At 47.7% G+C, this 26,760-nt stretch carries 20 protein-coding genes, 2 tRNA genes and 1 riboswitch; of the genes, 12 read left to right on the forward strand and 10 right to left on the reverse strand.

The window, feature by feature from the left end:
* Positions 1-4: 4 nt before the first annotated feature.
* Positions 5-3,499: a PAS-domain containing protein gene (locus tag KDK15_RS11830; RefSeq protein WP_257295561.1), complete on the reverse strand. Its 3,495-nt coding sequence runs from the start codon at positions 3,497-3,499 to the stop codon at positions 5-7.
* A gap of 13 nt (positions 3,500-3,512) precedes the next feature.
* Here KDK15_RS11830 and KDK15_RS11835 point away from each other — a divergent pair, with 13 nt between their 5' ends.
* From KDK15_RS11835 to KDK15_RS11865, 7 genes are all read left to right on the forward strand, one after another.
* Positions 3,513-3,659, forward strand: a complete 147-nt coding sequence (locus KDK15_RS11835) for a hypothetical protein (RefSeq protein WP_257295562.1) — start codon at positions 3,513-3,515, stop codon at positions 3,657-3,659.
* 248 nt (positions 3,660-3,907) lie between these two features.
* Complete coding sequence (gene acs / locus KDK15_RS11840) at positions 3,908-5,857, forward strand: acetate--CoA ligase (RefSeq protein WP_257295563.1); 1,950 nt, start codon at positions 3,908-3,910, stop codon at positions 5,855-5,857.
* 124 nt (positions 5,858-5,981) lie between these two features.
* A tRNA-Met gene (locus KDK15_RS11845) sits at positions 5,982-6,058 on the forward strand.
* A gap of 59 nt (positions 6,059-6,117) precedes the next feature.
* A tRNA-Met gene (locus KDK15_RS11850) sits at positions 6,118-6,194 on the forward strand.
* A gap of 36 nt (positions 6,195-6,230) precedes the next feature.
* Positions 6,231-7,112: a patatin family protein gene (locus KDK15_RS11855; protein WP_257295564.1), complete on the forward strand. Its 882-nt coding sequence runs from the start codon at positions 6,231-6,233 to the stop codon at positions 7,110-7,112.
* A gap of 284 nt (positions 7,113-7,396) precedes the next feature.
* Positions 7,397-7,975: a DJ-1 family glyoxalase III gene (locus KDK15_RS11860; protein WP_257295565.1), complete on the forward strand. Its 579-nt coding sequence runs from the start codon at positions 7,397-7,399 to the stop codon at positions 7,973-7,975.
* A 134-nt stretch (positions 7,976-8,109) separates the two neighbouring features.
* Positions 8,110-8,508, forward strand: coding sequence for a hypothetical protein (locus KDK15_RS11865; protein ID WP_257295566.1), 399 nt, complete (start codon positions 8,110-8,112; stop codon positions 8,506-8,508).
* Positions 8,509-8,638: 130 nt separating this feature from the next.
* Here the strand turns inward: KDK15_RS11865 and KDK15_RS11870 are convergent, their stop codons facing one another.
* Entirely contained in the window at positions 8,639-10,339 is a 1,701-nt protein-coding gene (locus tag KDK15_RS11870; RefSeq protein WP_257295567.1) for an AMP-binding protein, read from the reverse strand.
* Between the two features lie 306 nt (positions 10,340-10,645).
* Here KDK15_RS11870 and sctD point away from each other — a divergent pair, with 306 nt between their 5' ends.
* Genes sctD through KDK15_RS11890 form a run of 4 tightly spaced genes read left to right on the forward strand, consistent with a single transcriptional unit; the run spans position 10,646 to position 13,008 of the window.
* Positions 10,646-12,082, forward strand: coding sequence for a type III secretion system inner membrane ring subunit SctD (gene sctD / locus KDK15_RS11875; RefSeq protein WP_257295568.1), 1,437 nt, complete (start codon positions 10,646-10,648; stop codon positions 12,080-12,082).
* A complete protein-coding gene (locus tag KDK15_RS11880) occupies positions 12,060-12,320 on the forward strand; it encodes a hypothetical protein (RefSeq protein WP_252025927.1) in 261 nt (86 codons plus the stop codon). Before sctD ends, KDK15_RS11880 begins: the two co-directional genes overlap by 23 nt.
* Positions 12,321-12,334: 14 nt before the next feature.
* Complete coding sequence (locus KDK15_RS11885) at positions 12,335-12,604, forward strand: EscF/YscF/HrpA family type III secretion system needle major subunit (RefSeq protein WP_209199608.1); 270 nt, start codon at positions 12,335-12,337, stop codon at positions 12,602-12,604.
* A gap of 29 nt (positions 12,605-12,633) precedes the next feature.
* The gene (locus KDK15_RS11890) at positions 12,634-13,008 is read left to right on the forward strand and encodes a M48 family metallopeptidase (protein ID WP_257295569.1); all 375 of its coding nucleotides are present in this window, start codon (positions 12,634-12,636) and stop codon (positions 13,006-13,008) included.
* A 1-nt stretch (position 13,009) separates the two neighbouring features.
* On the opposite strand, the gene KDK15_RS11895 is transcribed toward KDK15_RS11890, so the two are convergent.
* From KDK15_RS11895 to guaB, 5 genes are all read right to left on the reverse strand, one after another.
* Positions 13,010-16,414, reverse strand: a complete 3,405-nt coding sequence (locus KDK15_RS11895) for a DUF4135 domain-containing protein (RefSeq protein ID WP_257295570.1) — start codon at positions 16,412-16,414, stop codon at positions 13,010-13,012.
* A 56-nt stretch (positions 16,415-16,470) separates the two neighbouring features.
* Positions 16,471-16,896, reverse strand: a complete 426-nt coding sequence (locus tag KDK15_RS11900; protein WP_257295571.1) for a CesT family type III secretion system chaperone — start codon at positions 16,894-16,896, stop codon at positions 16,471-16,473.
* A gap of 72 nt (positions 16,897-16,968) precedes the next feature.
* Complete coding sequence (locus KDK15_RS11905; protein ID WP_257295572.1) at positions 16,969-18,561, reverse strand: Na+/H+ antiporter NhaC family protein; 1,593 nt, start codon at positions 18,559-18,561, stop codon at positions 16,969-16,971.
* A 138-nt stretch (positions 18,562-18,699) separates the two neighbouring features.
* A riboswitch (Lysine riboswitch) is annotated at positions 18,700-18,870 on the reverse strand.
* A gap of 144 nt (positions 18,871-19,014) precedes the next feature.
* Positions 19,015-20,592, reverse strand: a complete 1,578-nt coding sequence (gene guaA, locus KDK15_RS11910) for a glutamine-hydrolyzing GMP synthase (protein ID WP_257295573.1) — start codon at positions 20,590-20,592, stop codon at positions 19,015-19,017.
* 130 nt (positions 20,593-20,722) lie between these two features.
* Positions 20,723-22,192, reverse strand: a complete 1,470-nt coding sequence (guaB, locus tag KDK15_RS11915) for an IMP dehydrogenase (protein ID WP_257295574.1) — start codon at positions 22,190-22,192, stop codon at positions 20,723-20,725.
* 125 nt (positions 22,193-22,317) lie between these two features.
* Here guaB and xseA point away from each other — a divergent pair, with 125 nt between their 5' ends.
* Positions 22,318-23,679, forward strand: a complete 1,362-nt coding sequence (xseA, locus tag KDK15_RS11920) for an exodeoxyribonuclease VII large subunit (RefSeq protein WP_257295575.1) — start codon at positions 22,318-22,320, stop codon at positions 23,677-23,679.
* On the opposite strand, the gene KDK15_RS11925 is transcribed toward xseA, so the two are convergent.
* The 3 genes from KDK15_RS11925 to bamB all read right to left on the reverse strand — a co-directional run bounded on the left by KDK15_RS11925 (position 23,669) and on the right by bamB (position 26,758).
* Positions 23,669-23,992, reverse strand: coding sequence for a cupin domain-containing protein (locus tag KDK15_RS11925; protein WP_257295576.1), 324 nt, complete (start codon positions 23,990-23,992; stop codon positions 23,669-23,671). The two genes, xseA and KDK15_RS11925, sit on opposite strands and share 11 nt — an antisense overlap.
* Before the next feature lie 25 nt (positions 23,993-24,017).
* Positions 24,018-25,442, reverse strand: coding sequence for a ribosome biogenesis GTPase Der (der, locus tag KDK15_RS11930; protein WP_257295577.1), 1,425 nt, complete (start codon positions 25,440-25,442; stop codon positions 24,018-24,020).
* Positions 25,443-25,594: 152 nt separating this feature from the next.
* Complete coding sequence (bamB, locus tag KDK15_RS11935) at positions 25,595-26,758, reverse strand: outer membrane protein assembly factor BamB (RefSeq protein WP_257295578.1); 1,164 nt, start codon at positions 26,756-26,758, stop codon at positions 25,595-25,597.
* Positions 26,759-26,760: the final 2 nt, after the last annotated feature.

Consider the following 26,760-nt stretch of genomic DNA (forward strand, 5'->3'; position numbering starts at 1 on the left):
CCGTCTATGCCTGGTATTTTTCAACGTCATAACGATTCAGAATGGCCCTCATGGCAGCTGGCTTGACGGGCTTTCTCAAATAGCTGATATTCAGCTCCCGACATTGCTGCCGCAGGTCATCCTGTTGATTCGCCGTGACCAGAACAGCACCTATTTGATAACCTGATCTCCCACGGATACGTTCTATCAACTCAATACCGCTGACCTGATCGCCCATCTGGTAATCAACCATCAATAAATCAGGTGTCATGACCTCAAGCGACTGGATGGCCTCATGATGACTTTGCGCAGTCCCCACCCTGCACCCCCAACGAGTTAACAGACTGGCCATACCTTTGATAATGTCCGGCTCATCATCGACACATAGAACCTTCAATCCGATGTTACCCTGATCAGGATCACAAGATACCACTGCGGGATCCACAATGTTTCCAGTGACCAAAGGAACCACAACGGAAAAAACAGCCCCCTCTCCCGGCGATGATGACACAGAAATTGTTGCCTCAAGGATCTGTGCTATGCCTTTGGCAATGGAGAGCCCAAGCCCCAGCCCATTCACGGCTGTCGATAAGCGCTCAAACTCTGCAAAAATCAGTGCCTGCTTGTCTTGTGGTATACCCTGCCCATTATCCCTTACCTCAAGTCTAAGCTGTTGATTGTTCATCAAACGACACCCCAGCAGCACTTTTCCTGTTCTATGGGTGTTGGCAACATAACGAAACGCATTGGTCAGAAAATTTTGTAAGATTCTTCTCAGGAGCACCGGATCGGTTTTAATCCGCCGATCAGAACTCACAACCCTGAATATCAGCCCACCTTCTTTCGACAACAGCGAAAATTCGGACTTCAGGGGCTCTAAAACCTCCATTACAGGGACATCCCGAAGATTTACCGCCACCTTTCCGGCTTCGATTCGCGACATATCTAACAAATCTGTCAACAAATGCTCCGCAGACCTTAATGAGTTACTGATATTTTGTGCCAGTTCTTCATGCACAGTTCCCTTTGCTTCCAGTTCCATGGAGGCAGTAAATAGTCGAGCCGCATTCATTGGCTGCATAAGGTCATGACTGATCGCCGCAAAAAAACGTGAGCGCAAATGGTTTGCTTTCTCTGCCTGTGACTTTGCCCCCAACAGTTGCACATTTAACAAAGACAGCTCTTTTGTCCGCTCCTGTACCCTATGCTCCAGGCTTTCATTTACTTCTTTCAGGGCCTGCTCAACCTGACGGAACCCGGTAATATCGGTGAACGCCATAACAAATCCACCTCCAGGCATGGGATTCCCCTGAATTTGAATCACCCTGCCATCCTGTCGCCGCCTTTCTGAGCGATGGGCCGTCCCATTCCTCATATATGACAGCCGTTTATTGACGTGATGGTCCACATCCCCGGCTCCGCAAAGTCCATTTAAGGCATTATGCCGAATCATATCTGCAATGGGACGCCCAACCTTAATCAGGTCATTCGGATAGTCAAACAACTGCAGATACTGCTGATTCCAGGCAACTAACTCCAGGTTACGATCAACCACGCTGATCCCCATACTGATATGCTCAATCGCTCCCTGAAGCAGTTCCCGGTTGAACTGAAACACTTCAGAGGCCTCATCCACCATAGCCTGAACTTCTTCAAGCCCGACATTCCCATGCGCCAGAGACTTCATAACAATACGGGCCGATGATGCACCCAGCGTTCCTGCCAGCAAGCGTTCAATCGCTGCTACCAGCTCTGGCTCTGCCTGCTTATGACTATCCAGCGCCCCAAATAGAAGCCCTCTGTCCCCAGACTCAAAACTCTGAATAACACCCTGTACCCGGTTTTTACTGACAAAGCGGCTGGCCAGCTGCTCAAGCTCTTCTACCGTAATTGCTGCATTCGGGAAAACACCATCTTCAGAAAGGACCGCATCGACAAACTTCCGGGACTGCCTTCTCTCTTCAATACCTGGCCTCAGGTAAAGACACCCACAAAGATAGACAAAGGTATTCAGAGACAGCGCAACCAGTGTCGCTCCAGTGACCGTACCGGTAAAACCCAGACCAAAAAGATTATCCGGCTTAAGCCACTTATAACCAAAAACACCGTAATGAACAACACTGGAGCCCAGCCATGAGACATCAACCAGCACAGGTACCACCAGGCAGAAAAGCCAGACCATGAAACCCGCTATTAAGCCACCGGCGGCTGCCTTGGCATTGCTTTCCCTGATGTAGAGACTACCCAGCAACACCGGGACGAGTTGAGCAACGGCCGAAAATGACATCTGACCGATAGCAGCCAGAGAACCAGCGCCTTCCAGAAGACGATAAACAACCCAAGACATCATCAATAAAATGACAATCGCCGTACGTCTTACCGTCAGCAATAGGCCACTGAACCGGTAAAAATCATTACTGCCCCTGTAGCTGTGATTATTTCTGCGCAGCAGTAACGGCATTAAAATTTCATTGGATACCATGGTGGTCAAAGCAAGTGTTGCCACAATCACCATGCTGATGGCAGCAGACACGCCTCCCAGAAAAGCAAGCACAGCCATGGGTAAGTTGCCCATCAGCTTTGGCAGTTCAATCAAATAGGCATCACCGGGCACAGCGCTGCCCAATAGTTGATTGCCAGCCAACGCCAGTGGAATCACGAACAGAGCCAGCAATAACAAATAGGCAGGAAAAAGCCATCGAGCCTTGTAGAAATCATCAATACTGCTGTTTTCAACCACCGTGACATGAAACTGTCGAGGCAGACACAGTATGGCTGCCATGGCCATTACCGTAGGCATGATAATACTATCAAACCAGCTGACCTCTGCATTCTCGTTCCTCGGCTGGATGATGGCATCAAAATTAACGTGATCCACAGCAGCCCACGAAACCCAGATTCCCACCAACAGAAAGACCGAGAGCTTAACCATAGACTCAAAGGCAATGGCCGTCATAATGCCGTTCTGGTGCTCGGTAGCATCCAGCTTTCGGGTACCAAACATAATGACAAACACGCTCAGGGTTAAGGTAATGGCTAATGCCAGATCTTCCCGAGACCACCGGCCAGACCCAAGACTGTCATCCGTCAGCTGAGCAAAGCCCATGACAATGGCTTTTAGCTGCAGTGCTATGTAGGGAAGCACACCAATGACCAGAATGAGGGTCACCAGAATCGCCATAAAGTGGGAACGACCATGGCGGGAAGCGATAAAGTCGGCAATAGAAGTAATATTCTCCTGTTTACTGACAGTAATCAGCTTAACCAGAAGTTTCCAGAAAAGAACAAAAACCAGGATGGGACCAAGATAGATGGGAATAAATGACCACAGGTTTTCACTGGCCTGCCCCACGGCACCGAAAAAAGTCCAGGAAGTACAGTAAACAGCCAGGGAAAGGCTGTAAATCAAGGGCTGCCAGCGTTTCCTGAAAGTAGCCCCCCGATAATCACCAAACCAGGCGGCAACAAACAGACAGACGACGTACACCGTTGCAATAAGGGCCAGTATCCATCCAGACATAGTTATTATTCTTATGAGTCATTCTTTAGCAGCCAGAGCAGCCAAAGCAGCCAGAGCAGCCAGAGCAGCCAAAGCAGAGTTTTATGTGGCTTTTCTCAGCGAAATATACACCGCTAACCCTGAAATGTCGCCCCTGATCTTACATTGGTCAGAAGGCTGATACTTTCGATATTTCTGGAAATAGTGATAGGGTTATTATTTACACAAAACCCGGACCGGATACTTTATCTGATAAAAGTTAAGACCAAAGTCTAATACCAGAAATCCCTGCAAATCCTAAACTGAGAGCACTTCAATAAATACGTTCATAGTCGTTTTATTGAGCAATCACTCAACCTGAACAAAATAAAAAGAACCGCCCTGAGTCATTTTGAACTAAATAACAATAACAAAACTAAGGGAAGTGATATGTCTGACATCTCCGTTTATCCAGTAAAACCTGCTGCTCTTGAGAACACATTGGTTAACAACGACCAGTATCTGGAAATGTATCAACAATCCATCATTAACCCTGAAGGCTTCTGGCGCGAACACGGTCAACGCATCGACTGGTTCCAGCCTTTCTCCAAAGTGAGAAAAGTCTCTTTTGACGACCACTTCGTCAGTATCAACTGGTTTTATGATGGTACTACCAATGCTTCACACAACTGCCTTGACCGGCACCTGAAAGAGCGAGGTGACCAGCTGGCCATTATCTGGGAGCCGGATGATGAAGGTGAAGCCAGAAAGGTGACCTACCGGGAACTGCATGAACTTGTCTGCCACTTTGCTAATGCCTTGAAGAGTCAGGGTGTTCGCAAAGGTGATGTCGTCGCAATCTATATGCCCATGGTCATCGAAGCCACCGTTGCCATGCTGGCCTGCAGCCGTATAGGGGCAATTCATTCCGTAGTGTTTGGTGGATTCTCACCGGAAGCACTGGCAGGAAGAATCATTGACTCAAAAGCAAAGATTGTCGTTACTGCCGATGAAGGTGTTCGAGGCGGGCGAACAGTGCCTCTTAAAAACAACGTCGATGAAGCACTGACACACCCCGACACGCACACCATTGAGAAAGTCATTGTTCTCAAGCACACAGGCGCTGATATTGCCTGGCATCGTCACCGTGATGTCTGGTGGCAGGAGTTAACGGCACTGACTTCACCACACTGCGAAGCCAGGGAGATGAATGCCGAGGATCCACTCTTTATTCTCTATACCTCAGGCTCTACCGGAAAACCAAAAGGCGTCATGCATACCACAGGTGGCTACCTGGTATACGCTTCCATGACCCATCAATATGTATTTGACTATCAACCCGGCGAAGTATTCTGGTGTAATGCTGACGTTGGCTGGATTACCGGTCATTCATACGTTACTTATGGCCCTTTGTTGAATGGCGCAACCATTGTGATGCATGAGGGGTTGCCTAACTATCCACAAACCAATCGCATCAGCAAAATCATCGATAAACACGGTGTGAATATTCTTTACATCGCACCAACGGCTATTCGCGCATTAATGGCAGAAGGCAATGCTGTGATTAAAGACACTCATCGAAGCTCACTGAGATTGCTGGGCTCTGTAGGCGAGCCCATTAACCCTGAGGCCTGGAGCTGGTACTACTCAACCATTGGTGAAGAGCGCTGCCCTATCGTCGACACCTGGTGGCAGACCGAAACAGGTGCTGCGATGCTGACTCCACTTCCGGGAGCCACTGACCTTAAGCCGGGTTCAGCAACACGACCATTCTTTGGTGTACAGCCTGCCCTGGTAGATAACATGGGTCGTCTTATCCATGGCCCCGGAGAAGGCAATCTTGTCATCCTGGATAGCTGGCCCGGACAGGCCAGAACCGTCTATGGAGACCATGAACGCTTTGTTCAAACCTACTTCTCATCTTTTAAAGGCATGTATACAACAGGTGACGGAGCTCGAAGGGATGAAGATGGCTATTACTGGATCACCGGTCGTGTGGATGATGTCATCAATGTTTCCGGCCATCGTATGGGAACGGCAGAAATAGAATCAGCAATGGTAGCCCATCAGCAGGTAGCGGAAGCTGCGGTTGTTGGTTTCCCACACCATATCAAGGGCCAGGGGATCTATGTTTATGTCACACTCAATAGTGGGACAGACACCAGTGAAGATCTGAAAAAGAGCCTGAAGGACTGGGTCAGAAAAGAAATAGGGCCAATTGCGACCCCGGATATTATTCAGTGGGCCCCGGGACTTCCCAAAACCCGGTCTGGAAAAATCATGAGGCGGATTCTCCGGAAAATAGCCGCTGACGAGTATGATAACCTTGGCGATACTTCAACGCTGGCAGATCCTGAAGTCGTGAACCAGTTGATCGCGAATAAAGCGGTAGCCAGCTAGTAATTGTCAACTGTCGTGCGGTATTCCTGCATAACCAATACCGCATGCGCTTTTACCTTCTTCTTTTACCGCAGGTAATCCTTGACATTATAACCAGCGTCCCTATAATTCGCCTCTCTTTCGACGCGGGATGGAGCAGCCTGGTAGCTCGTCGGGCTCATAACCCGAAGGTCGTCGGTTCGAATCCGGCTCCCGCAACCATTTTTTGTAAAGCAGTTGATGCCTCTTTCTTTTTGCAAGGATCAGCTGAACAGTTTTGTCGCGGGATGGAGCAGTCTGGTAGCTCGTCGGGCTCATAACCCGAAGGTCGTTGGTTCGAATCCGGCTCCCGCAACCATTTTATCTCAATATTAAGAACCTCATAACTCCAACCATGCAACACATCGCCCCTTCCTCATCCATTAAAAGAGCGCTGGTTGTTGAAGGTGGTGGTATGCGTGGAATTTTCACCGCTGGCATTCTGGACGCTTTTCTTGATAAAAGAGTCAAAGCTTACGACGGCTACCATGGCGTATTTTCTGGCGCACTGAATCTCATTTCATTTATTGCGGGTCAACGTGGACGCAATCTGGATATCTATACCAATCTATGCCTTGACTCTGGGTTTATCAGTATTCTGCGTCACATCAGGGGCGGAGATCTGTTTGATCTTGACTGGTTTTTCCTGAAGCTTTCACAACAAAACGCTTTAAATGTTGACCGTTTCAGAAAAAGGCTGAACACTCAACGCTTTACCGTTGTCAGCACATGTATTGATAGCGGAAAACCCGTTTATCACAGCATAGATAGCAATACACCAAATGAGGTTATCAACGACACATTGAAGGCAAGCAGCGCCTTACCCATGATTTACCGAAAGCCGGTATTTGTTAATAACCATGCCTTAACCGATGGCAGCTTATCAGATCCCTTGCCGATACAAAAAGCGATTGATGACGGCCATAATCAGATTGTTGTACTTAGAACAAGGCAAACAAACTTTCGTAAAAGCTCTGCAACCGGATCAAAGATTTATGCTTGGCAAAATCGTCAAATGCCAGCTGTGTCAACGCTAATAAAAGATCAGAACACTATTTACAATCAGGCGGCAGACTTTGCGGAATCAGTTGCACAGGACACAAGCGTACAACTGGTTCATATCTCGCCAGTGAAGCCACTGAACACCTCCAGAGGAACAAGACACAGAAATCACCTTGTGTCTGATTACCACAGTGGCTACACCCTCGGCTACAACCTTGCAGGACAACTGGCATAATAACAATTCATTATCAAATTTATCTCACCAGTCTCAACTATCTGCTAGATTAAGTTCTGTCGGTATAAGAGCCTGTTTAAACATCTTAATGCGAACTGAAAACGACGATAAAACAATCCTGTTATTCATTCTTTCTCATTTTGTAGTCTGATTCTGCGCAGAAGAAAGCCAATATACAGAAGCTTTATCTCTCAGTTTTAACTACCCGCACAAGATCCTATACGGCCTTTAGCTGCAGACACTTCACATTTACCTAATACCCCACCTTCTAATGAGGGTCTACCATGCCAAGACAGGTTCTCATCCCAATTGCTGATGGCTCTGAAGACATTGAAGTTGTAACTATCATAGATACACTCAGGAGAGCGGGCGCACAAGTCACTATTGCCAGCTGCCTTCCTGATGGAAAGCTGGCCATCACCGCCTCACATCAAACACAGATCACAGCAGATGTGCACATAGAAGCCTGCACAGGTAAGTCGTTTCACCTGATCACCCTTCCCGGCGGTATGCCCGGTGCCGAGAACCTGAAGAACTGCACAACGCTTATAACGCTGCTGCATGATCAGCAAAAAGCCGGGAAATGGTATGCCGCTATATGCGCCTCGCCTGCGGTAGTTCTTGCTCATCACGGTTTACTGGATAACGTCCAAGCGACATGCTACCCCAGCTTTATGGAGCAGATGGAAGGTGCTCTGCCACATCCCGGAAACACCATAGTAGTGGATGAAAAAAAACGGGTTATAACAGCCCAGGGCCCAGGCAATGCCATGGGATTTTCATTTAAATTAGTTGATGCACTCTATGGAAAAGATGCTTATCGGCCGATAGCCAAGCAGATGATTGCAGACTGGGCCTTGTAACCCTTCTCCAGTTAACACCTCAATCTCATCGGCGATGTTAATTGAACATAGTTGTACAAATGCGTATAGAATACATATAAGGGTTTTCCGAAGCCGCAGGGAAGCCCAGTGCATTAACCCACGAGGTATGAAAAATGGAAAGCTTTATCCTGATTGTGGCTAGCATTTTTGCACTGTATTACCTGAGTCAAAAACAGGACATTATGGCAAACAAGATGTTTGGTCACGAATTCAACCGTTTCGAGCGGATTTACCACAACACCACCTACTCTTGTCAAAATTCCACCATTGTCAGAAAGCAACTAACCAGCGGAATGCCCCTGCCCTTCATTCCAGCAACCAGCTACTCAGTAAGAGCCTTATGTCTTACTGAAGACAATCACTGGTTCTGGTTTGATGCCTCTATACGTCGTATGAAACTGGATAGAACCAGCATCACACCAACCGATGCCAAAGAAGCATTTAATGCCTTGAAAGACGACCCTGAAATTCTGCACCGTTACTTCTCAAACCATGACCAGCAGTCAGCATAACTGACTGCCAAAATCGCCTTGAAATATAAACGTCATATGAAAAACATCCTGTAACCCTGATTACTGGGGATTACAGGACTTATGATAAAGAGACTGTTCTTCCGGGTGGACCCCGCCAAAATATAACAGGTTAATTCACAACCTCTGACTGCCGAAGGTCTTTTCGCAAAATCTTGCCAACAGGTGTCATTGGCAATTCATCACGAAATTCACACACTTTGGGCACTTTATAGGCCGTCAAGTAATCACGACACCAGCTTAGTAACTCGTCGGATGTAAGACTGTCATCTGACTTGATAACAAACAACTTAACCTTCTCCCCAGAGTTCTCATCGGGAACACCAATGGCCGCGCAGTTTGCCACCTTGGGGTGGCCGGAAACAACGTCCTCAATTTCATTCGGATAGACATTAAAACCGGAAACCAGAATCATATCCTTGATGCGATCAACAATTCTGACAAATCCATCTTCCTGGATCACAGCTACATCACCGGTTTTTAGCCAACCATCCGCACTGAGCACTTCTGCTGTTGCTTCAGCTCGCTGCCAGTATCCGGACATAACCTGCGGCCCCCTGACACAAAGCTCTCCTGGCTCACCTACCGCTGTCTCATCACCATTCTCGTCTATGGTTTTCAGCTCTGTGGAAGGTATTGGCAGGCCCGCAGTACCTGGCTGTGACAAATCACCGGCTGGATTCATACAAACGGCGGGAGAACACTCTGTTAACCCATAAGCTTCAGAAACAATACACCCGGTCTCTTTATGCCACCTTTGAGCCGTTGCCTCTTGCAGCGCAGTCCCTCCGGATAAAGTTACCTTTAAACCTGAAAGGTCACACTCTTTAAATTTTGGATGATTCAACAAGCTGGCAAATAATGTATTCAGACCAATAAAGGCAGTAAAACGCCACGGCTTAATCAACTTAATGAATGTGCCTGTATCTCTCGGGTTAGCTATCAGAATACTGTGATTCCCCATAAACGGCATACACATTAAATGCACTGTGAAGGCATATATGTGATAAAGAGGTAAAGGCGCTATAAGAGTTTCCTGTCCCGCTTTTAAGATTTTCTGCCCCTGTTTATCCACTTGAGACAGCATCTCTTGGGACTGAAGCATATTTGCTATCAAATTTCTGTTAGTAAGAATGGCACCTTTGGCAACCCCGGTAGTACCACCAGTATATTGAAGTACCACAGGATCAGAAAGCTTACCCTCTCGAACCGGCTGATAGTCACAGGCTTTTCCAGCTCTGAAGGTGTCAAGCAGCGGAACCGCTTTGGGTAAGGAATACCTTGGCACCATCTTCTTAACATATTTGACCAGGAAATTAACAACCTGTCGTTTCGGAGCTGGAACCATATCAGCAAGCCGGGTCACAAAAAGATACTTTATATCTGTCTGACCAACCACCTCTTCAACGAGATCGCCAAAGTTTTCAAAAAATACTAATGCCTTTGCTCCCGAGTCTTTGAACTGGTGCAACATTTCCCGGGCAGTATAAAGCGGATTGGTATTTACAATAACCAACCCTGCTCTCAACGCTCCATAAACGACAATTGGGTACTGTAGAAGATTGGGCATCTGAATCGCAATTCGATCCCCCGGTTGCAGATCAGTATTTCTTTGGATATATGCTGCAAACTGCTGACTATAAAGATCAATGTCAGAATAGGTCAGTGTATGACCAATGCCCGTAAATGCCGGATGCGAGCTATTCTCATTTAAAAAAGCATTGATCACAGATAAAATACTGGAATATTCATCAGGGTTAACAGCATTACCAACCCCCGGAGGCCTTTTACCATTCCAGAATGATGCATCCATAACACTGCGCCTCTTATTTTTATGGTTATTGTTATTAGGGCTATTCAACCTTTTCAGGTAATATTACCCAACATTTTATCGACAGGCATCTATTTAGTGACGAATTTGCCGAATAATTATTATGTAATCTCTGGCAATGACGTTTTTTTTACCTTAATCTATTTTTAGGACTCAATTTACGCAGGTAGTCAGAGCACGTAAAGACACCAGTAATAACTACGGACAGAATCAACAGGATGTTGACCATAAAACCGTCTAAGAGCCCAGTCAGATCATTTTCTGCTATAGCGTGGCAGGAGGTAATTTATGACTGAATTTTACCTGAAAATACTCTCCGGTAATCATATTGGTGCCGAGATTCCCATCGAGCCGGGCAGGTACTCCTTAGGAAAAGATGATGGTTGTGACCTTGTCTTAACCGACGACAACCTGAATGATATCGAGCTCATTATTGAGATTTCTAATGATGGCAAGGTCAAAATCCAATCAAGCACAGCGGATACTCATCTATATGTAAATGGCGAGCCCGCTGGCTCGAGTATTCAGTATCGCCACTTTGATATTGTTACCTCAAGCAGCCTTTTCATAGCTATTGGCCCTGCTGATGCAGAGTGGCCATCTCTTGCACTTCCGAAAATAGCGCCACCCCCAACACAGGAACTGACTGTCAACGAGGACGAGCAGCCACCTGAAGCAGATGAGCCTGATCTATCTGGATCTGACTTTGAGCAGTCACTGTCAGATGATGAAGATGAAGATGAGGATGAAGACGAGGAGGATGAATTTGATGATACATCCTTTTTAGCAAGTATTGATAAAAGATGGCTTGCCGCTATTCCAGTCGCACTGCTACTAGTGATAGCCAGCATGGGTCTGATTATTTCCAACACGGATACCGATGTACAAAAATTAACAAACATCCCGGGAGTTCTCGAAATCTCGGCAAAGGCCAGAGAGCAACTTGGACTCAAAGAGGTAAAGTTCAAACAGCTGCCCGACAAATCATTGCTCGCTTCAGGTTATACACAAACACTTCAGGACAAACTTGAACTGCAAAAATTTCTCAGAAAGCAGGGTATTCCTTTTAATTCGCAAGTCATTGTTATGAATGAAATGCGTGATAACGCTGAAATACTCCTCAGAGACCGTGGCTATGACAAACTTGAGCTTGAGCTGGATAATACCCCCGGGTCACTGGTGTTAACCGGATATGTTTCAACTTCTGATGAACTTGATAGCATTATCAGCATGCTCAAACAGGAGATTTATGGACTTATTTCGGTTGTTGATCAGGTTGAAAACCAGATTAGTCGGGTAAATACTCTCAAATCCATGCTTCGGGAAAAAGGGCTGATACCAAGAATTCATGTTGTCGTCCGGGATCAAACGGTGATCCTGAAAGGGCATCTGTTGGATGAAGGACAAGTTTATGACCTGCAAACGGTAGTAACCAAGTTTCAGAAAAAATACGCCAACAACCCATCCATTGAATTAGCCACTAAGTACGCAGGAGGTACGCTAACCGACAGTCAGTCACCTTTATCGTTAAATATACGCGGTATCAGTATGGGCAAAGTGCCTTACGTGATACTGATAGATGGTTCCAAGTACCTGATAGGGGCAAAACTTTCTAATGGGTATATAATTGAAGATATTAACCTTGAGTATCTTTTACTAGCTAACGGAACTGACAGAATCAAATACCGTCTTGGAGGGAACCGTGACGGACAAATCAAAAAATGAAGAGAATATTCTTCTCTCAACAACTGAAGAACAGTTGATTCAAGATAAGGACGGCTCTTACCGGGATCAGATCCTTAATCATTTGCTCTCTGAAGCGACTCGCCTGAAAGGATTAAAAGATAAAGGCGCAGCTCCGGAAGATTTTTCAAAAATCGACAGTCTGCTAACCGCTGTAGTTGCGGCTATGGAGGTTGTTGATAAGAGCTGGAAACAGCATCACGGTCAATCAAAAGCCTGAGAGGGAACTCAGCCATGGCATACCAGGATACCTACAACCCGAATTACAATCAGCCAGGAAGCGCCGGTTTCAGCTTTGACAAAGTATCTGAAACATTCGGAAGTCAGGCAGAAGCACTTGATACTGCACTGAAAAACCGTGTCGCCAATATGGATCCTAACAGTACCAAGGACATGGTTGAGTTCCAGGTAGAGTTCAACAAATACATGATTGTTGAAGGTCTTCGTTCAAGTATCGTCAAATCCATCAAGGATACGATACAGAGTATTATTCAGAAGCTCTAAACTAATTTTATGGATGGAGATAGTCAGCAATGATTGATGACAAGCTTTTAAAAACTCTGGCAGATATTGGCTTTATGGCCAGTGGCACCGGACTGCCAAAACATGCTTTTGGTATTTTCAACGGTATTGAAGCTGCCAGACCTGACAGCCCACTTAGCACCATTGGTTTTGCCCTTGAGTTCATGAATCGAAAACGTCATCAGGAAGCTATTGACCTGTTGCACAAGGAAGGTCTGGCAAAGCACCCTGATGACCCTACTATCAAGGCTTTTCTGGGATTAGCTTTGATGTTCGAGGGACGAAATAAAGAAAGTGAAGACTATCTAAAACCACTGATGTCTTCAAAAGAGGTGGAACCCGCTGAAATGGCCAGGGAACTTCTTGCCAACATCCACGGCCAATAGCTTATTCCGGAAGCTTGTCTCGCAAAGCTTCCGGGAAGCCTTTCCCCGGCACAGCTTTTTCAATCATCCACTGCTTTACTACCGCCGTAATAAACGTTAAAAAACGCTCCATTTTCTCGGGATTTTCCGACATATTCTGCACCAGACGGACAGACTTGCTTAACGTATCAACTGAAAAATAATGATCAGAAATCATCTTTTCAGATAGCCTGGAACCAGACTCACCGAATATCCCCTTCCCTCCAACTTCACGCCTGAACTCTGTAATTGAACCAGAAAGCAAATTTTTCACCAACTCGTCTGACAGCTCTGTTGCAGGTTCAAACCACTCAGGTTCACCCCAGCGTTGAATCTCTTCTGCACCTTGACATAACCGTCTTATCACCCTGTCAAAATAACCTCTGAGACGCTTTCCTGAAAATGCCTGAAAGCCATTAAAAGTCCATAGATTCACTTTCTGTTGCCAATAAAATTGCTGATCTAAACGCGGTAAGTGACAAACAGTCATTTCTTTACAACCTTCCAAAAGCGCACACCAGTCATCGTGATGATCCACGACGACCCTGAACGTAGCATCAAGGCCTTTCTCAAAAGCGCTGGCATATTGACTACAAAGAAATGGCTTGATATTCGATAACGAGTCACTCTCACTGGTACGAACCAAATTATTGATAACCAGACTCTCTTCAACCAGTGGCATCTCGATCAACTCACCATTAACCAACTGGAATAAGCAATCCCGATAACCATTAAAGTGAAACTGTTCAAAAACGCTCCAAAGAGACGTGAGCATAAAGCTGTTATCCATGCCACAGAAGGCTCTCTGGGGATCATTCAACTCAGACTCGAACGCTTTTATAACACCTGGACAGAAAGCGGCTTTAACATCCACGAGGTAAGGTATGCCATTTCTGGATACAACATTCCGGTTATGAACATCTCCCATTCCCAACAGGATCGATAGACCAGCAATAACTCCCAGGCGCTGGTAATAATCGTTTATCTGCTGGTCATCCAGCGCCTCATTGAGACCTTTATCAACAAACTCACAATAGCCGTAAGCGCCATCAGAAGATCCTGACAATATCCTTATGGTTGCCAGCCCGGGCTGCCCACCCAGCCATTGGTTAAGCTTACCGGCGATATTACTATTATCAGCAGTATGCCCGATAATCTGACGTTCGACAGCCAAATCCCTGTTTTTATAAACCAGCTTCTCGCCATTATCGCAACTGATAATTGCAATCATGCAAGAAGACGAAGTACTTAATGGAAAATCAAGGCGGGCAATACTCTGCGCTGGCTGTTGCCAACGATCAGAAAACAGCTGATTTACATCCCCAAGATCTCTGTAAAACCGGGCAAATAATTTTTTAAAGTCTTTCAGTGCACGGATAACCCATAAGCGATTCAAACGATACCACAAAGGAAATTCAGCACTCAGGAATACCAGCCCGCCCTGCTCAATGACATAGTCCAACACATCGGTATATTGCATAGTTTCCTTTATCTCAGCAACCCAGGCAATCGCCTGTAACAGCTGGCCATCCAGCTTTGCAGCAAAAGGCTTTAGCAGGCTCGCTCGAAACTCAGGATTTTCTGGCTGGTTATGGTAAAACGCCAGCTGCAAATCCAGCCAGCGAAGCAAAGGCTCCAGAAGTCTGAAACGATGAGGTTCGGCACAATCAAGATGCACCGTCACCTCAGCCGGTAGCCTTTGCTCTTCAGGCCACCATCTTTTTTGATTGTTAGCCTGCTTTATTAACGGTTTATCGGTAAGGGTTAGCAGTTGATATTTACACATCCACATAATATTCAACAGAAGTGCCGGTTCCTGAGAAAACCTCCCCTTCAAGTCCGTCAAATGGCAACCGGATAAACAAATAGAGGCTATCTGCTCAATCAGGTCCGTTTTTAACAATGAGTCCATCTCGGTATAGTGAACAAACTGCTCGGATCTTAGCAACAATCTAACGCCTCGATCCGTTGTCTTAAGAAACTGGTCATCTGCCAACTGACTGGCAGGGTAATGCTCAAATATCTGATGATAAGGAAGTCCCACAGGCCTTTTATTTAGTCGGAAAATCTGATCAGCGTCTTTATTCAGGCCACTCACCAATTGATGATATTCATCAACAATGGCTTCCCATCGATAATTCTCAAATACTCTCTGCCTTCCCCGCTCTCCCATGGTCGACAGAAGCTCAGGCTCCTGAATCAGCTGATGAATTTTCTCTGAACATTGGCTCAAATTAACCGCCGTCCCCTGGGCTTGAAGCAAATGAGCATGGTCCGTTAATAATGAACCAAGCGGACGGGCAAGATCATCCAAATCTGTCGATAAGGTTTCAATCAAACAGCCACTGACACCATCCTCAACCAGTTCCGAATAACCATTCCAGTCAGATAAAACAATAGCCTTGCCATTAACCATTGCTTCCAGTGGTACGATGCCAAAACTTTCCTGAATATTATCCGAAAGCGTCAGAACCAGATCACAGGCTGACAGCCATTGATGTTTACGGTCATCTGCAATTTCCAGCTCAAAGCGAACACAGCCTTCAAGATTTAAATCATAGGCTTGTTTTAACAGGGACTGCACAGTTGAACTGCCCGCATCTCCTGCACCCGCAATGATCCACTTGATATTTCGGTGTCCATAACCCTCCACCAGATCATTCATTACCAGCAATACCGGATGGAGATCCATCTTGTTTGAAGGAGCAATCCGGCCAAGGGTTAAAATGAGAAAAGACTCATGATCAACACCCAATAATCCCCTGGCTTCCTCTTTACTACCTGCATAGAATTCATCAGGCTCTATCCCCAGGTGCAGCTTCACAACACTCCCTTTATAGGGTATAGCCACACCAATATGATCAGAAATACTGGAACTAGCTGCAGACAACAAACGCATCATCACTTTTTTCTGCGCTTCGCTGCTGCATAAAATTGCGTCACAGCTTTTTAGCGGTGACAACAGAAGATCGCGAGTATTTGACATATTTGAGTCTGTACTCAGCGTATGTGCCCGACCCGTAATAGGAAATGGTTCTACACAGTAAGCATCACGAAGCGCTGCGAGATGACCAACCCAGGGATCCCCCTGATGAAAAACCTGATACCTGATCCCGGAAAAATACCGGTTTAACTCATGAGCCGGTAAGAAATGGATTGCTTTATCACTGCCGTAATGCTGAAGAAAAGATTCCCAGCCGGATCTCAACTCCGGCAATAACGACTGAGGGGAAAATATATGTATCTCTTTGAATCGACTGTAACGAATGATTGCTTTCAGAAATCCGTCATTGGCACGCCGGAGTCCGTTGAAATAGGCAGCTTCAGTACTGGCAACCAGGCAACCAAATACTGAGGAACCAGTGGATTGCTGCTTTTTCGAAGGCATATCGAACAACTCTAATCATTGACATACCTTATATATCGAACTGACAGCGGCTTCTATTAGGGCATGAACATCATGGCAGAGCCTGAAGGGGGGGCACTTTGACCAATCCATTTTACAAAAAGTTCATGATTATTAGCCAATGCTACAATTGCCTCTTCAATAACATCAACACTGAGACTCTTTATCGGAGCAGAAGCATATAGAGCCAGTGCATTTTCATCAGGGTCGATACACAATGAAACACGCTCATAGGCAACCAGAGCCAGATTTTTTTCCAGCAGCCTGATCAACAGTTCTTCACGCTTACTATTTTCCTCAGGCAGCTTTGCAATGATGCTATAAGCATAAAAGCGGCCATTGACCTGAAAACAGGCAGCCTCTACCCGATCATTAACCACCAGAGAATATCTGTCGTTTTCATACTCCAGTTTACCCATCTGCTGACGAGCGGCGTATGAATTCATCAATTGTTCAAAGCTCATATCATCCATGCCCTTGATTTAAATAAGTTCAAAAAAGCTTCCCTGCCTCTCTTTAAGCATAGTGCAGCTTAATTACTTGACCAGATGACCGGAAGCTGGCGCCAATGAGCGGGATTTCAAAGAAATTCTTCTGAACAGAATAACAAGGCCTGTAAACGCCACGAGTGATGCAACAAAGCCTAACGAAATCGAGTGAGTGATCCCCATTACCAGGTATCCGAACATTGCTACAGCCGCTATGCTAAGCGCGTAAAGAAGCTGAGTATTGACGTGATCCATATGGTGACAGGATGCCCCGGTGGACGAAAGGATTGTCGTGTCAGAAATCGGAGAGCAGTGATCACCAAACACAGCACCGGCCAGTACAGAAGCCAACATGGGTAGCATCATGGCTATGTCAGCTGCAGCCGCCATATCTCCGGCAATTGGTAGCATGATACCAAAGGTGCCCCAACTGGTTCCGGTAGCAAAGGCCATCACGCCAGAGACAATAAAAAGCATCATGGGCAGGAAACTGGGAGAAATATTCCCACTAACCAGGCCAGCCAGATACTTACCGGTCTCCAGCTGGCCAATTATTCCAGTCAGAACCCAGGCAAACACAAGAATATAAATAGCTGGCAACATTGACCTGCTGCCCTCAACGATCGCTTTCTTCCTGGTGTTACCAGAGATATTTCGGCTCAGCAACCGGGCTATCGAAAACAGGAGACCAATCATACCACCACTGATCAATGATAACGTAACATCGGTCTTCTCAAATGCGCCCAGAATGGAAAATGCCTGATTATCACCAGCAAGAGCGGTATACCCCGTCCAGATCATGGCAGCCATCGTTGCCAGTACCAACACCAGAATCGGTGAAACCAGGTCAGCCACACGGCCATTTTTATCTTCTTCCAAAGCAGGAGCCCCCGGAGGGTTACCCTTATTGGCATCAAACAGAGTGCTAGCAAGCGCTGCACTCTCATGCCTAGCCATGGGACCAACATTAAGATCCATGGCTGCGGTACAGAAAACAAGCGCCAGCGCAAAAATTGCATAAAGGTTCATGGGAACCATGGCCAGGAATGAAAAGACCGGGCTATCACCGCCAACACCGCGGGTCGCCATAATAGTACCCACCAGGGCAATGATATAAGCACCCCAGCTTGAAATTGGCATAATTACGCAGATTGGGGCAGCGGTCGAATCAATCAAATAAGCGAGCTTGGCTCTTGAGACTTTGTGTCGATCAGTAAGCGGCTTACTGATACTCCCCACGGCAAGACTGTTGAAATAATCATCAATAAAGATGATAACACCGAGAAAAACCGTCAGTACCTGTGAGCCCTGACGGGTCTTGACACGTTGACAAGCCCACTCACCAAAGGCCCTGGCTCCACCAGAAATACTGATCAGACTGGTGATCACACCCAGAACCAGCAAAAACAACAGAATATAGATATTGCTTAAATTAAGGCCCTCATCCCAAAACACACCCACAAACCCATCAAAAATTCGGCGAATGGTGATAAGCGGGTTCAAGCCGGTCAGCAGTAAAGCACCGGTGACAATACCTGCGCCCAGAGACCATAATACTTTCCGGGTTATTACTGCCAGAAAAATTGCGATGGCTGGGGCCAGTAAAGATAACGACGAATCACTGAAACTGGTTATTTCCATAAAACTGATCTCGTTTATTGATCACCCATGCCCGTTATTCCAATGCTTATCAGGATGAGTGAACCAGTTGTAATTAGATCAGGAGGCAAGCGTACATGGAGGAAGCGCGTTTAAAGAAAACCTCATCAGCGCTCTCTGGTACCCGTTAGCTCTCCACAGTAAAAACTGTGACAGTAGTACACCTATTCGACGCACTACCAGCGAGGCTGATAGACCACCAGCCTCACTTCGGCGCCATTTCCTTTCAACCGGACTACGGACGTCACCCTATTCCGATTTACTGATAAACAGCGCGCCTCTAACTAGGGAAAGAGGATCACAGGCAGGAACATAGCAAGAATGTACTCACTACATCACCCCTGAATGGGCGCATTATGCACCATTGCTCCCGATATAAATACCCAAAGCAAATATAAGGACAGGGATTATATATTACATTTAGTAATAACTGTATCACTCCCACTCAATCGTAGCCGGTGGCTTACTGGATACATCATAGGTCACCCTTGAAACATGCTCAATTTCATTGATGATCCGATTAGAGACTTTCTCCAGCAGATCATAAGGCAGGTGAGCCCAGCGAGCGGTCATAAAGTCGATGGTTTCCACCGCTCTCAGGGCAATAACATACTCATAGCGGCGACCATCTCCCACCACGCCAACGGATTTCACCGGCAGGAATACAGCAAAAGCCTGGCTGGTCTTCTGATACCAGTCGGCCTTACGCAGTTCTTCAATAAAAACAGCATCCGCCTGGCGAAGAATATCCGCATATTCCTTCATAACTTCACCCAGGATACGAACACCGAGCCCAGGCCCCGGGAATGGGTGACGGTATACCATGTCATAAGGCAGACCCAGTTCCAGACCAATGGTACGAACCTCATCCTTAAACAGCTCACGCAGAGGCTCGACCAACTCCATCTTCATATCTTCCGGCAGCCCACCCACATTATGATGGGACTTGATGACATGCGCCTTACCGGTTGTTGAGCCAGCAGATTCAATAACATCCGGATAGATGGTGCCCTGGGCCAGAAAAGCGATGTTGTCCAGCGCACCGGCATGTTCATCAAACACTTCGATAAAGGTATTGCCAATAATCTTGCGCTTGTCTTCAGGGTCCTGAACACCGCTCAGACGACTCAGGAACAGCGCTTCTGAATCCGCACGAATGACCCGAACCCCCATATTTTCTGCAAACATGGCCATAACCTGATCGCCCTCATGGAGACGCAGCAGACCATTATCAACAAAAACGCAGACCAGCTGATCACCAATAGCCTTATGCAGCAGCGCCGCTACTACACTGGAATCAACGCCACCAGAGAGTCCCAGCAACACCCTCTGGTCGCCCACCTGCTCACGAATACGGGCAATAGCATCATCGATGATCTTGCCTGGCGTCCACAGCTTCTGACACCCGGCAATATCAACCACAAAGCGCTCTAGAATTCGTAATCCCTGGGTGGTATGTGTCACTTCAGGGTGGAACTGAACGCCGTAATAGTGCTTTTCTTCACAAGCCATGGCAGCAACCGGGCAGGAACCGGTCGAAGCAGCAACCACAAAGCCATCAGGTATGTCGGTCACTTTATCACCATGACTCATCCAGACATCCAGGGTAAGATGGCCACCTTCACAGACATGGTCTTCGATGCCATCAAAAAGGCGCACTTTCTCTTCCAGCTGAACCTGGGCATAACCAAACTCACGCAGATCAGAGGTACTGACCTTGCCCCCCATCTGCTCAGCCATGGTCTGCATGCCATAACAGATGCCCAGCACAGGAACGCCGAGATGAAAAACAATGTCAGCGGCTTTTGGGGAGTTATCACCGGTTACAGATTCAGGACCGCCGGACAAAATGATCGCTTTCGGGTTGAACTCCCCAATAGCGCCATCATCCATATCGTAAGGATGAAGTTCACAATAAACGCCGATCTCACGAACTCTTCGGGCGATAAGCTGGGTGTACTGGGAACCAAAATCAAGAATCAGAATGCGGTCTGAATGGATATCCTGGGACATGATTAATCTCTAAGTCCTGTGATCAGCAAGGCCGGGAGATTTACCCTTACTGAAAGTAAGCAGCCGGTCAGAAGCTATCGCATTTCTGTCCGGCTGCAAGTTTCAAGATGAACAACACTGTGAAGCAGTCTTAACCGACACGGTAGTTAGGCGCTTCTTTGGTAATCGTTACATCGTGAACATGGGATTCGGCCATACCGGCATTGGTCACGCGAACAAACTGTGGCCGTGTACGCATGGTTTCCATATCAGCAGAACCGGTATAACCCATCGCGGCACGCAAGCCACCCACCATCTGATGGATAATGGCATGGAGAGGCCCCTTGTAAGGTACACGGCCTTCAATACCTTCCGGAACCAGCTTTTCAGCACCCCCTTCCGCGCTCTGGAAATAACGGTCACTGGAACCGGAAGCCTGAGACATTGCCCCCAGAGAGCCCATACCACGATAGGCTTTGTAGCTTCGCCCCTGGTAAAGTTCCACTTCACCCGGCGCTTCTTCAGTACCTGCCAGCATACTGCCCAGCATGACGGTGCTGGCACCGGCAACAATCGCTTTTGCCAGGTCACCGGAAAAACGGATACCACCATCGGCAATAACAGGGACTCCGGTATCTTTCAGCGCTTCAACCACATTGGCAACCGCACTGATCTGAGGCACACCAATACCGGTCACAATACGGGTAGTACAGATAGAGCCCGGACCAATGCCCACTTTAACACCATCAGCACCTGCTTCGACCAAGGCCCTGCCTGCCTCGGCGGTGGCAATATTACCGCCGATCACCTGAACCTGCGGGTAGTTTTCCTTCACCCACTTCACTCGCTCAATCACACCACGGGAATGGCCATGAGCCGTGTCTACGATAATGACATCAACGCCAGCAACCACCAGGGCAGCAACACGTTCAGGCGTTTCCGCCCCGGTACCGACCGCTGCCCCCACTCTCAACTGCCCCTGACTGTCTTTCGACGCATTCGGGTACTGCTGGGCCTTTTTGATGTCCTTAACGGTCATCATACCGGTGAGATTGAACTGACCATCAACCACCAGCACTTTTTCAATACGATGCTTGTGCAGAAGCTGGCGAACGGTCTCCGGATCAGTGCCTTCCTGAACCGTCACCAGACGGTCTTTCCGGGTCATGATCTCGGAAACGGCTTTATCCAGATTGGAGACAAACCGGACGTCACGACTGGTAACAATACCCACCAGATCGCTGTCAGACAGCACGGGAACACCGGAGATATTATGTCTGGAGGTCAGCTCCAGAAGATCTCTGACGGTGGCACTGGCATCAATGGTAATCGGGTCTTTGACCACACCACTTTCGTGCTTCTTAACCTTGCGAACTTCAGCGGCCTGCTGCTCGGGCGGCATATTCTTGTGAATAATCCCAATCCCGCCTTCCTGAGCCATGGCAATGGCCAGAGACGCTTCGGTAACGGTATCCATCGCTGCAGAAATCAGCGGAATATTCAACTCGATACCGCGAGTCAGTTTCGTTTTCAGGGAGACATCTTTGGGGAGGACTTCGGAGTAGCCGGGCAGTAGGAGGACATCATCGAAGGTGAGTGCATCTTGTGCAATTCTCAGCATTGCCTGTTACCAAGAGTTTATGGGAAAAAAATTCGGACAACTATACCCTATAGTTCACCTTCAGCTAAACCACTTATTCAGGCAGAATATCAAAAAACCAATAATCTCCTGCCAGGCTTTGATCCATGCACCACTTTACAGATACACCGACGCAAAACGCCAAGGCATCCGCAAAAGCCCTCTCTGTTACGGAGTTAAATGGTAAAGTCAGGCGATTGCTGGAGATGAATTTCAATAATGTCCGTGTTCAGGGCGAAATATCCGGACTGGCCCGTCCCAGCTCCGGGCATTGGTATTTCACCCTGAAGGACAAACAGTCACAGATCCGCTGCGCCATGTTCCGCAACCGTAACCAGGCGCTTAAGTTTGTCCCTGCTGAAGGCATGCTGCTTATGGTAAGAGGGCGTGTGAGCCTGTATGAAGGGAGAGGCGACTATCAACTGATTGTTGAACACATGGATAATGCCGGTACCGGCGACCTCCAGAAAGCCTTTGAGGTTCTCAAGACAAAACTGGCCACTGAAGGCCTGTTCGACATCACGCGCAAACAACCCCTGCCCGCTCACCCAAAACATATCGGAGTGATCACCTCACCCACCGGAGCAGCCATTCGGGATATTCTAACCGTACTGAAAAGACGCTTTCCTGCCATACCGATCACCATTATTCCCAGCTCAGTTCAGGGAGAGCAGGCGAAACACGAACTGGTCACTGCATTAAAACTGGCAGAAAGCGCTAACCGGTTTGATGTACTGATTATTGGTCGTGGTGGTGGCTCATTGGAAGATTTGTGGCCATTTAATGAAGAACTGGTCGCCAGAGCGATTGCAGACTGCCCTATCCCTATTGTCAGTGCCGTTGGTCATGAAATTGATTTCACCATTGCTGACTTTGTTGCTGATCACCGGGCCGCGACCCCATCAGCAGCGGCGGAAATCCTCAGCCCGGATCGCGAAACCCTATTAAATCAGCTTAACCTGATCAGCAGAAAGCTCACGACACTGACACGCCATAAGCTGCAATTAAGCCAGAGAGAGTTTGATAACCTGCAAAAACGGTTAAGACACCCCGGAGAGCGTCTGAGAGACAATAGCCAGCGGCTGGATGATCTGGAAATCCGGTTAAAACAGGCCATTACCCTGACACTGGAACGGGCTCAATCAAGCCTGGGCCGGGTCAGAAATCGGGCACATCAGCAGAACCCCCAACGCAAATTGGAACTGCTGAAAAACCGTAATGAACACATGGGGCAAAAGCTGATTCAGCTCATATCGAATAGCCTGGAAAAACGCCAACTGAAGCTGGAGAAAGTTTCGGGAGAATTGAACGCTGTGAGCCCTCTGGCAACCCTTTCCAGGGGCTATGCTATCACCATGGCTGGCGATGCGATTATCAGAAGCAGCCAGCAGCTGCGTGAAGGCGATCTGGTGACCACACGATTCTTTGAGGGCGAGGCTATCAGCAAAGTGGAAAAAATCACAAACTAATATGAACAGCTAGCCAGATGGAATCAACATCGGGTTCAGTCCAGGCGACCCGATGCCTGCAGCCGGAAGGCAGCATAAGATAATCACCGGCATGGAGAGTGACAGAAGCTCTTTCCCCATCAAATTCCAGCACAGCTGAACCACTTAACAGTATCACCCACTCATCCCAGGACTGGTCATACCACTCCCCTATTGCCGTCGTATGACCACGGGAAACAATCCGTTCTATCTTAACGCCACCGGATTCCTGCAGAGTCTCAAACAGCTCTTCAGGTAGTTCTTCAGGTATGTGTTCGAACAGATTGTTTTTCATCGATTACCCCGAGCATTCTGGGCAGTCAGGAACGTTTTGTCTTACGCTTTTCTTTGGCAAACTGTGCAGATTTTTCAACTCTGCGCTTTCGATGAGCCTGCCTTTGATCAAGCTCTTTGGTTTCCGCATACGGGTTATCACCCGAGCGGAACTCAATTCGAATAGGCGTCCCCATAATCTTCAGCACTTTACGGAAGGTATTTTCCAGATAACGTCGATAAGCCGCCGGTACCCGCTCAGTCTGGTTACCATGAATAATAATCGTTGGCGGATTCATGGCACCAGCATGACAGTAACGCAGCTTAATACGGCGATTATTGACCATGGGCGGTTGATGCTCCTTAACGGCATCCTCCAGAATTCGCGTCAGACGATTGGTCGACAGTTTGCTGGTCGCCGCTTCATAAGCCTCTTCAATAGAGTCATAAAGATTGCCGACACCGGTACCGTGTTTTGCCGAAATCATATGAATGCGGGCATAATTGATAAACCCGAGTCGACGCTTCAGCTCTGCCTTTACCTGCGTTTTATGATCTTCTTCCATGCCATCCCACTTGTTCAGTGCAATGACCACAGCACGACCTGCGTCCAGAACAAAGCCCAGTAGATGCAGATCCTGCTCTACAATACCTTCACGGGCATCCAGAACCAGAACCACCACATTGGCATCTTCAATCGCCTGCAGCGTCTTGATGACCGAAAACTTTTCAATAGATTCGGACACCTTTCCCCGTCTGCGAACACCTGCCGTATCAATCAGTGTATAGTCCTGACCAAAACGCTCATAAGGAATGTAAACACTGTCACGGGTGGTTCCCGCCTGGTCGTAAACAACAACACGCTCCTCGCCTAACAAGCGGTTAACCAGGGTAGATTTACCCACATTGGGACGACCAACGATACCAATTTTGATACCTCTTGGCCTGGTTGACAGCTCATCAGATTCTTCAGCCTCACCGTCAGCACACGCCAGCAGCACGTCATTGATCATATTGCTGACGCCCCGCCCATGCACGGCGGCAATATGATAGGCATCACCAATACCCAGGGAAGCAAAATCCGCCTCGGCCTGCTCAGCATCGACCCTGTCCACCTTATTAAGTACCAGGTGATACTGTTTGCCCTGCTTGCGAAGGTGCAAAGCAATCATTTCATCAGCAGCTGTCAATCCGGCCCTGGCATCCACCAGAAACAGGACAACATCCGCCTCATTGATGGCCGCCAGAGATTGTTCTGCCATGGCAGAGTCAATCCCCGCTTCATCACCGGAGATACCGCCGGTATCCACGACAATATAGGGATGTGAACCAATCTTGCCCTCACCGTATTTCCGGTCGCGGGTCAACCCGGCCACATTGGCTACCAAAGCATCCCGGGAACGGGTCAGACGGTTAAAAAGAGTGGACTTGCCAACATTGGGCCGACCCACCAGGGCAATTACAGGAACCATAAGATTTACCAAAATTACAAAGTACGCAGCGGCGGAACCATCCAGAACAAGACGCTCCCAGCGCATCGGTCGTCAGACCGAAATTGAAAACGGGCTGAACCCTTTTAAAGATTCAGCCCGACAACATTCTTAAATCAGCAATTTGCTTCCGCTTACCCGGAAGCTTTTTCCTTCAAAGCAACCAGCTCACCATCAGCCGACAACACCAGGATCAATTCACCATCCACCAGGGGCTGAGCTTTAATTGCAGAAGAGTCAGCCTTGAACCGTCCAGCCTGACTGCCATCAACCTGTGACAACAGATGCACATAACCCTCACCATCACCGACCACAACATAACTGCTGAACGCCGCTGGCGCTGATAGTTGACGGAACTCAAAATCTTCCTGTCGCCAGTTAGAGGCACCGGTTCTCTGGTCAATGGAACTGACATAACTCGCTTCACTGGTCAGATAGATAGAACCAAAACCTTCTGTCATGGATTCATAACTGGACAGCTCTTTTGACCAGCGAACCCGACCACTATAAAGATCCAGCCCGGCCACATTACCCTGGAAGCTGACAAAGAAAATGGTGTCTCCAACGATCAGCGGAGTACCCTTGATATCAACCATCCGTTCCAGCTCAGTACTGCCCTTAGGAGCAGCAACCCTGGAACTCCACAGCGGCGCTCCATTTTTCAGACGGAAGGCTTTTGCTTCGCCACTGGCAAACCCGGCAAACACCGCTTCACTGAAGATCAGTGGTGCAGCTGAACCTCTTAACGTCAGTGCCGGCTGCAGCGCTTCCTGACGCCAGAGATACTGGCCGCTCTCAGCATCCAGCACGGTGAGCCGGTCATCAATACTCTGCACAGCGACATAGAAACCATCCGTTACCGGCGCACTGAGAATCTCGCTACTGACTCGCTCTCGCCAAAGTTCATCACCATTCTCCTGGTTCAGGGCAATCACTTCACCATTCAGCGTACCTAGCAGCACCATACCCGCTGCGGCACTGACACCACCAATACGGGTATGGAGTTTTTTCTTCCAGACTTCCTTTCCGGTATCACGCACAAGGGCAAAAACAGTACCTTCTGCACCAGAAACAAAGACTTTATCACCATCCAACGCTGGCTTCAGGCTTTCGAATCGCTTCCCAACCCCTTTGCCAACACCCCTGGACCACACTTCAACCAGCTTGACCTTTTCCTCAGCAATCGCCTGGAGAGGTTTGGCAGTTCTCACCTCCTCTTCATCCGATGAAAAAAGACTGCAGGCAGAAAGCCCCAGCATCAGCAGAAGAATCAAAGAGCCTTTGAGTAACCTCTCCATTT

It is taken from the genome of Endozoicomonas sp. YOMI1 (assembly GCF_024606345.1).
Taxonomy (GTDB): domain Bacteria; phylum Pseudomonadota; class Gammaproteobacteria; order Pseudomonadales; family Endozoicomonadaceae; genus Endozoicomonas.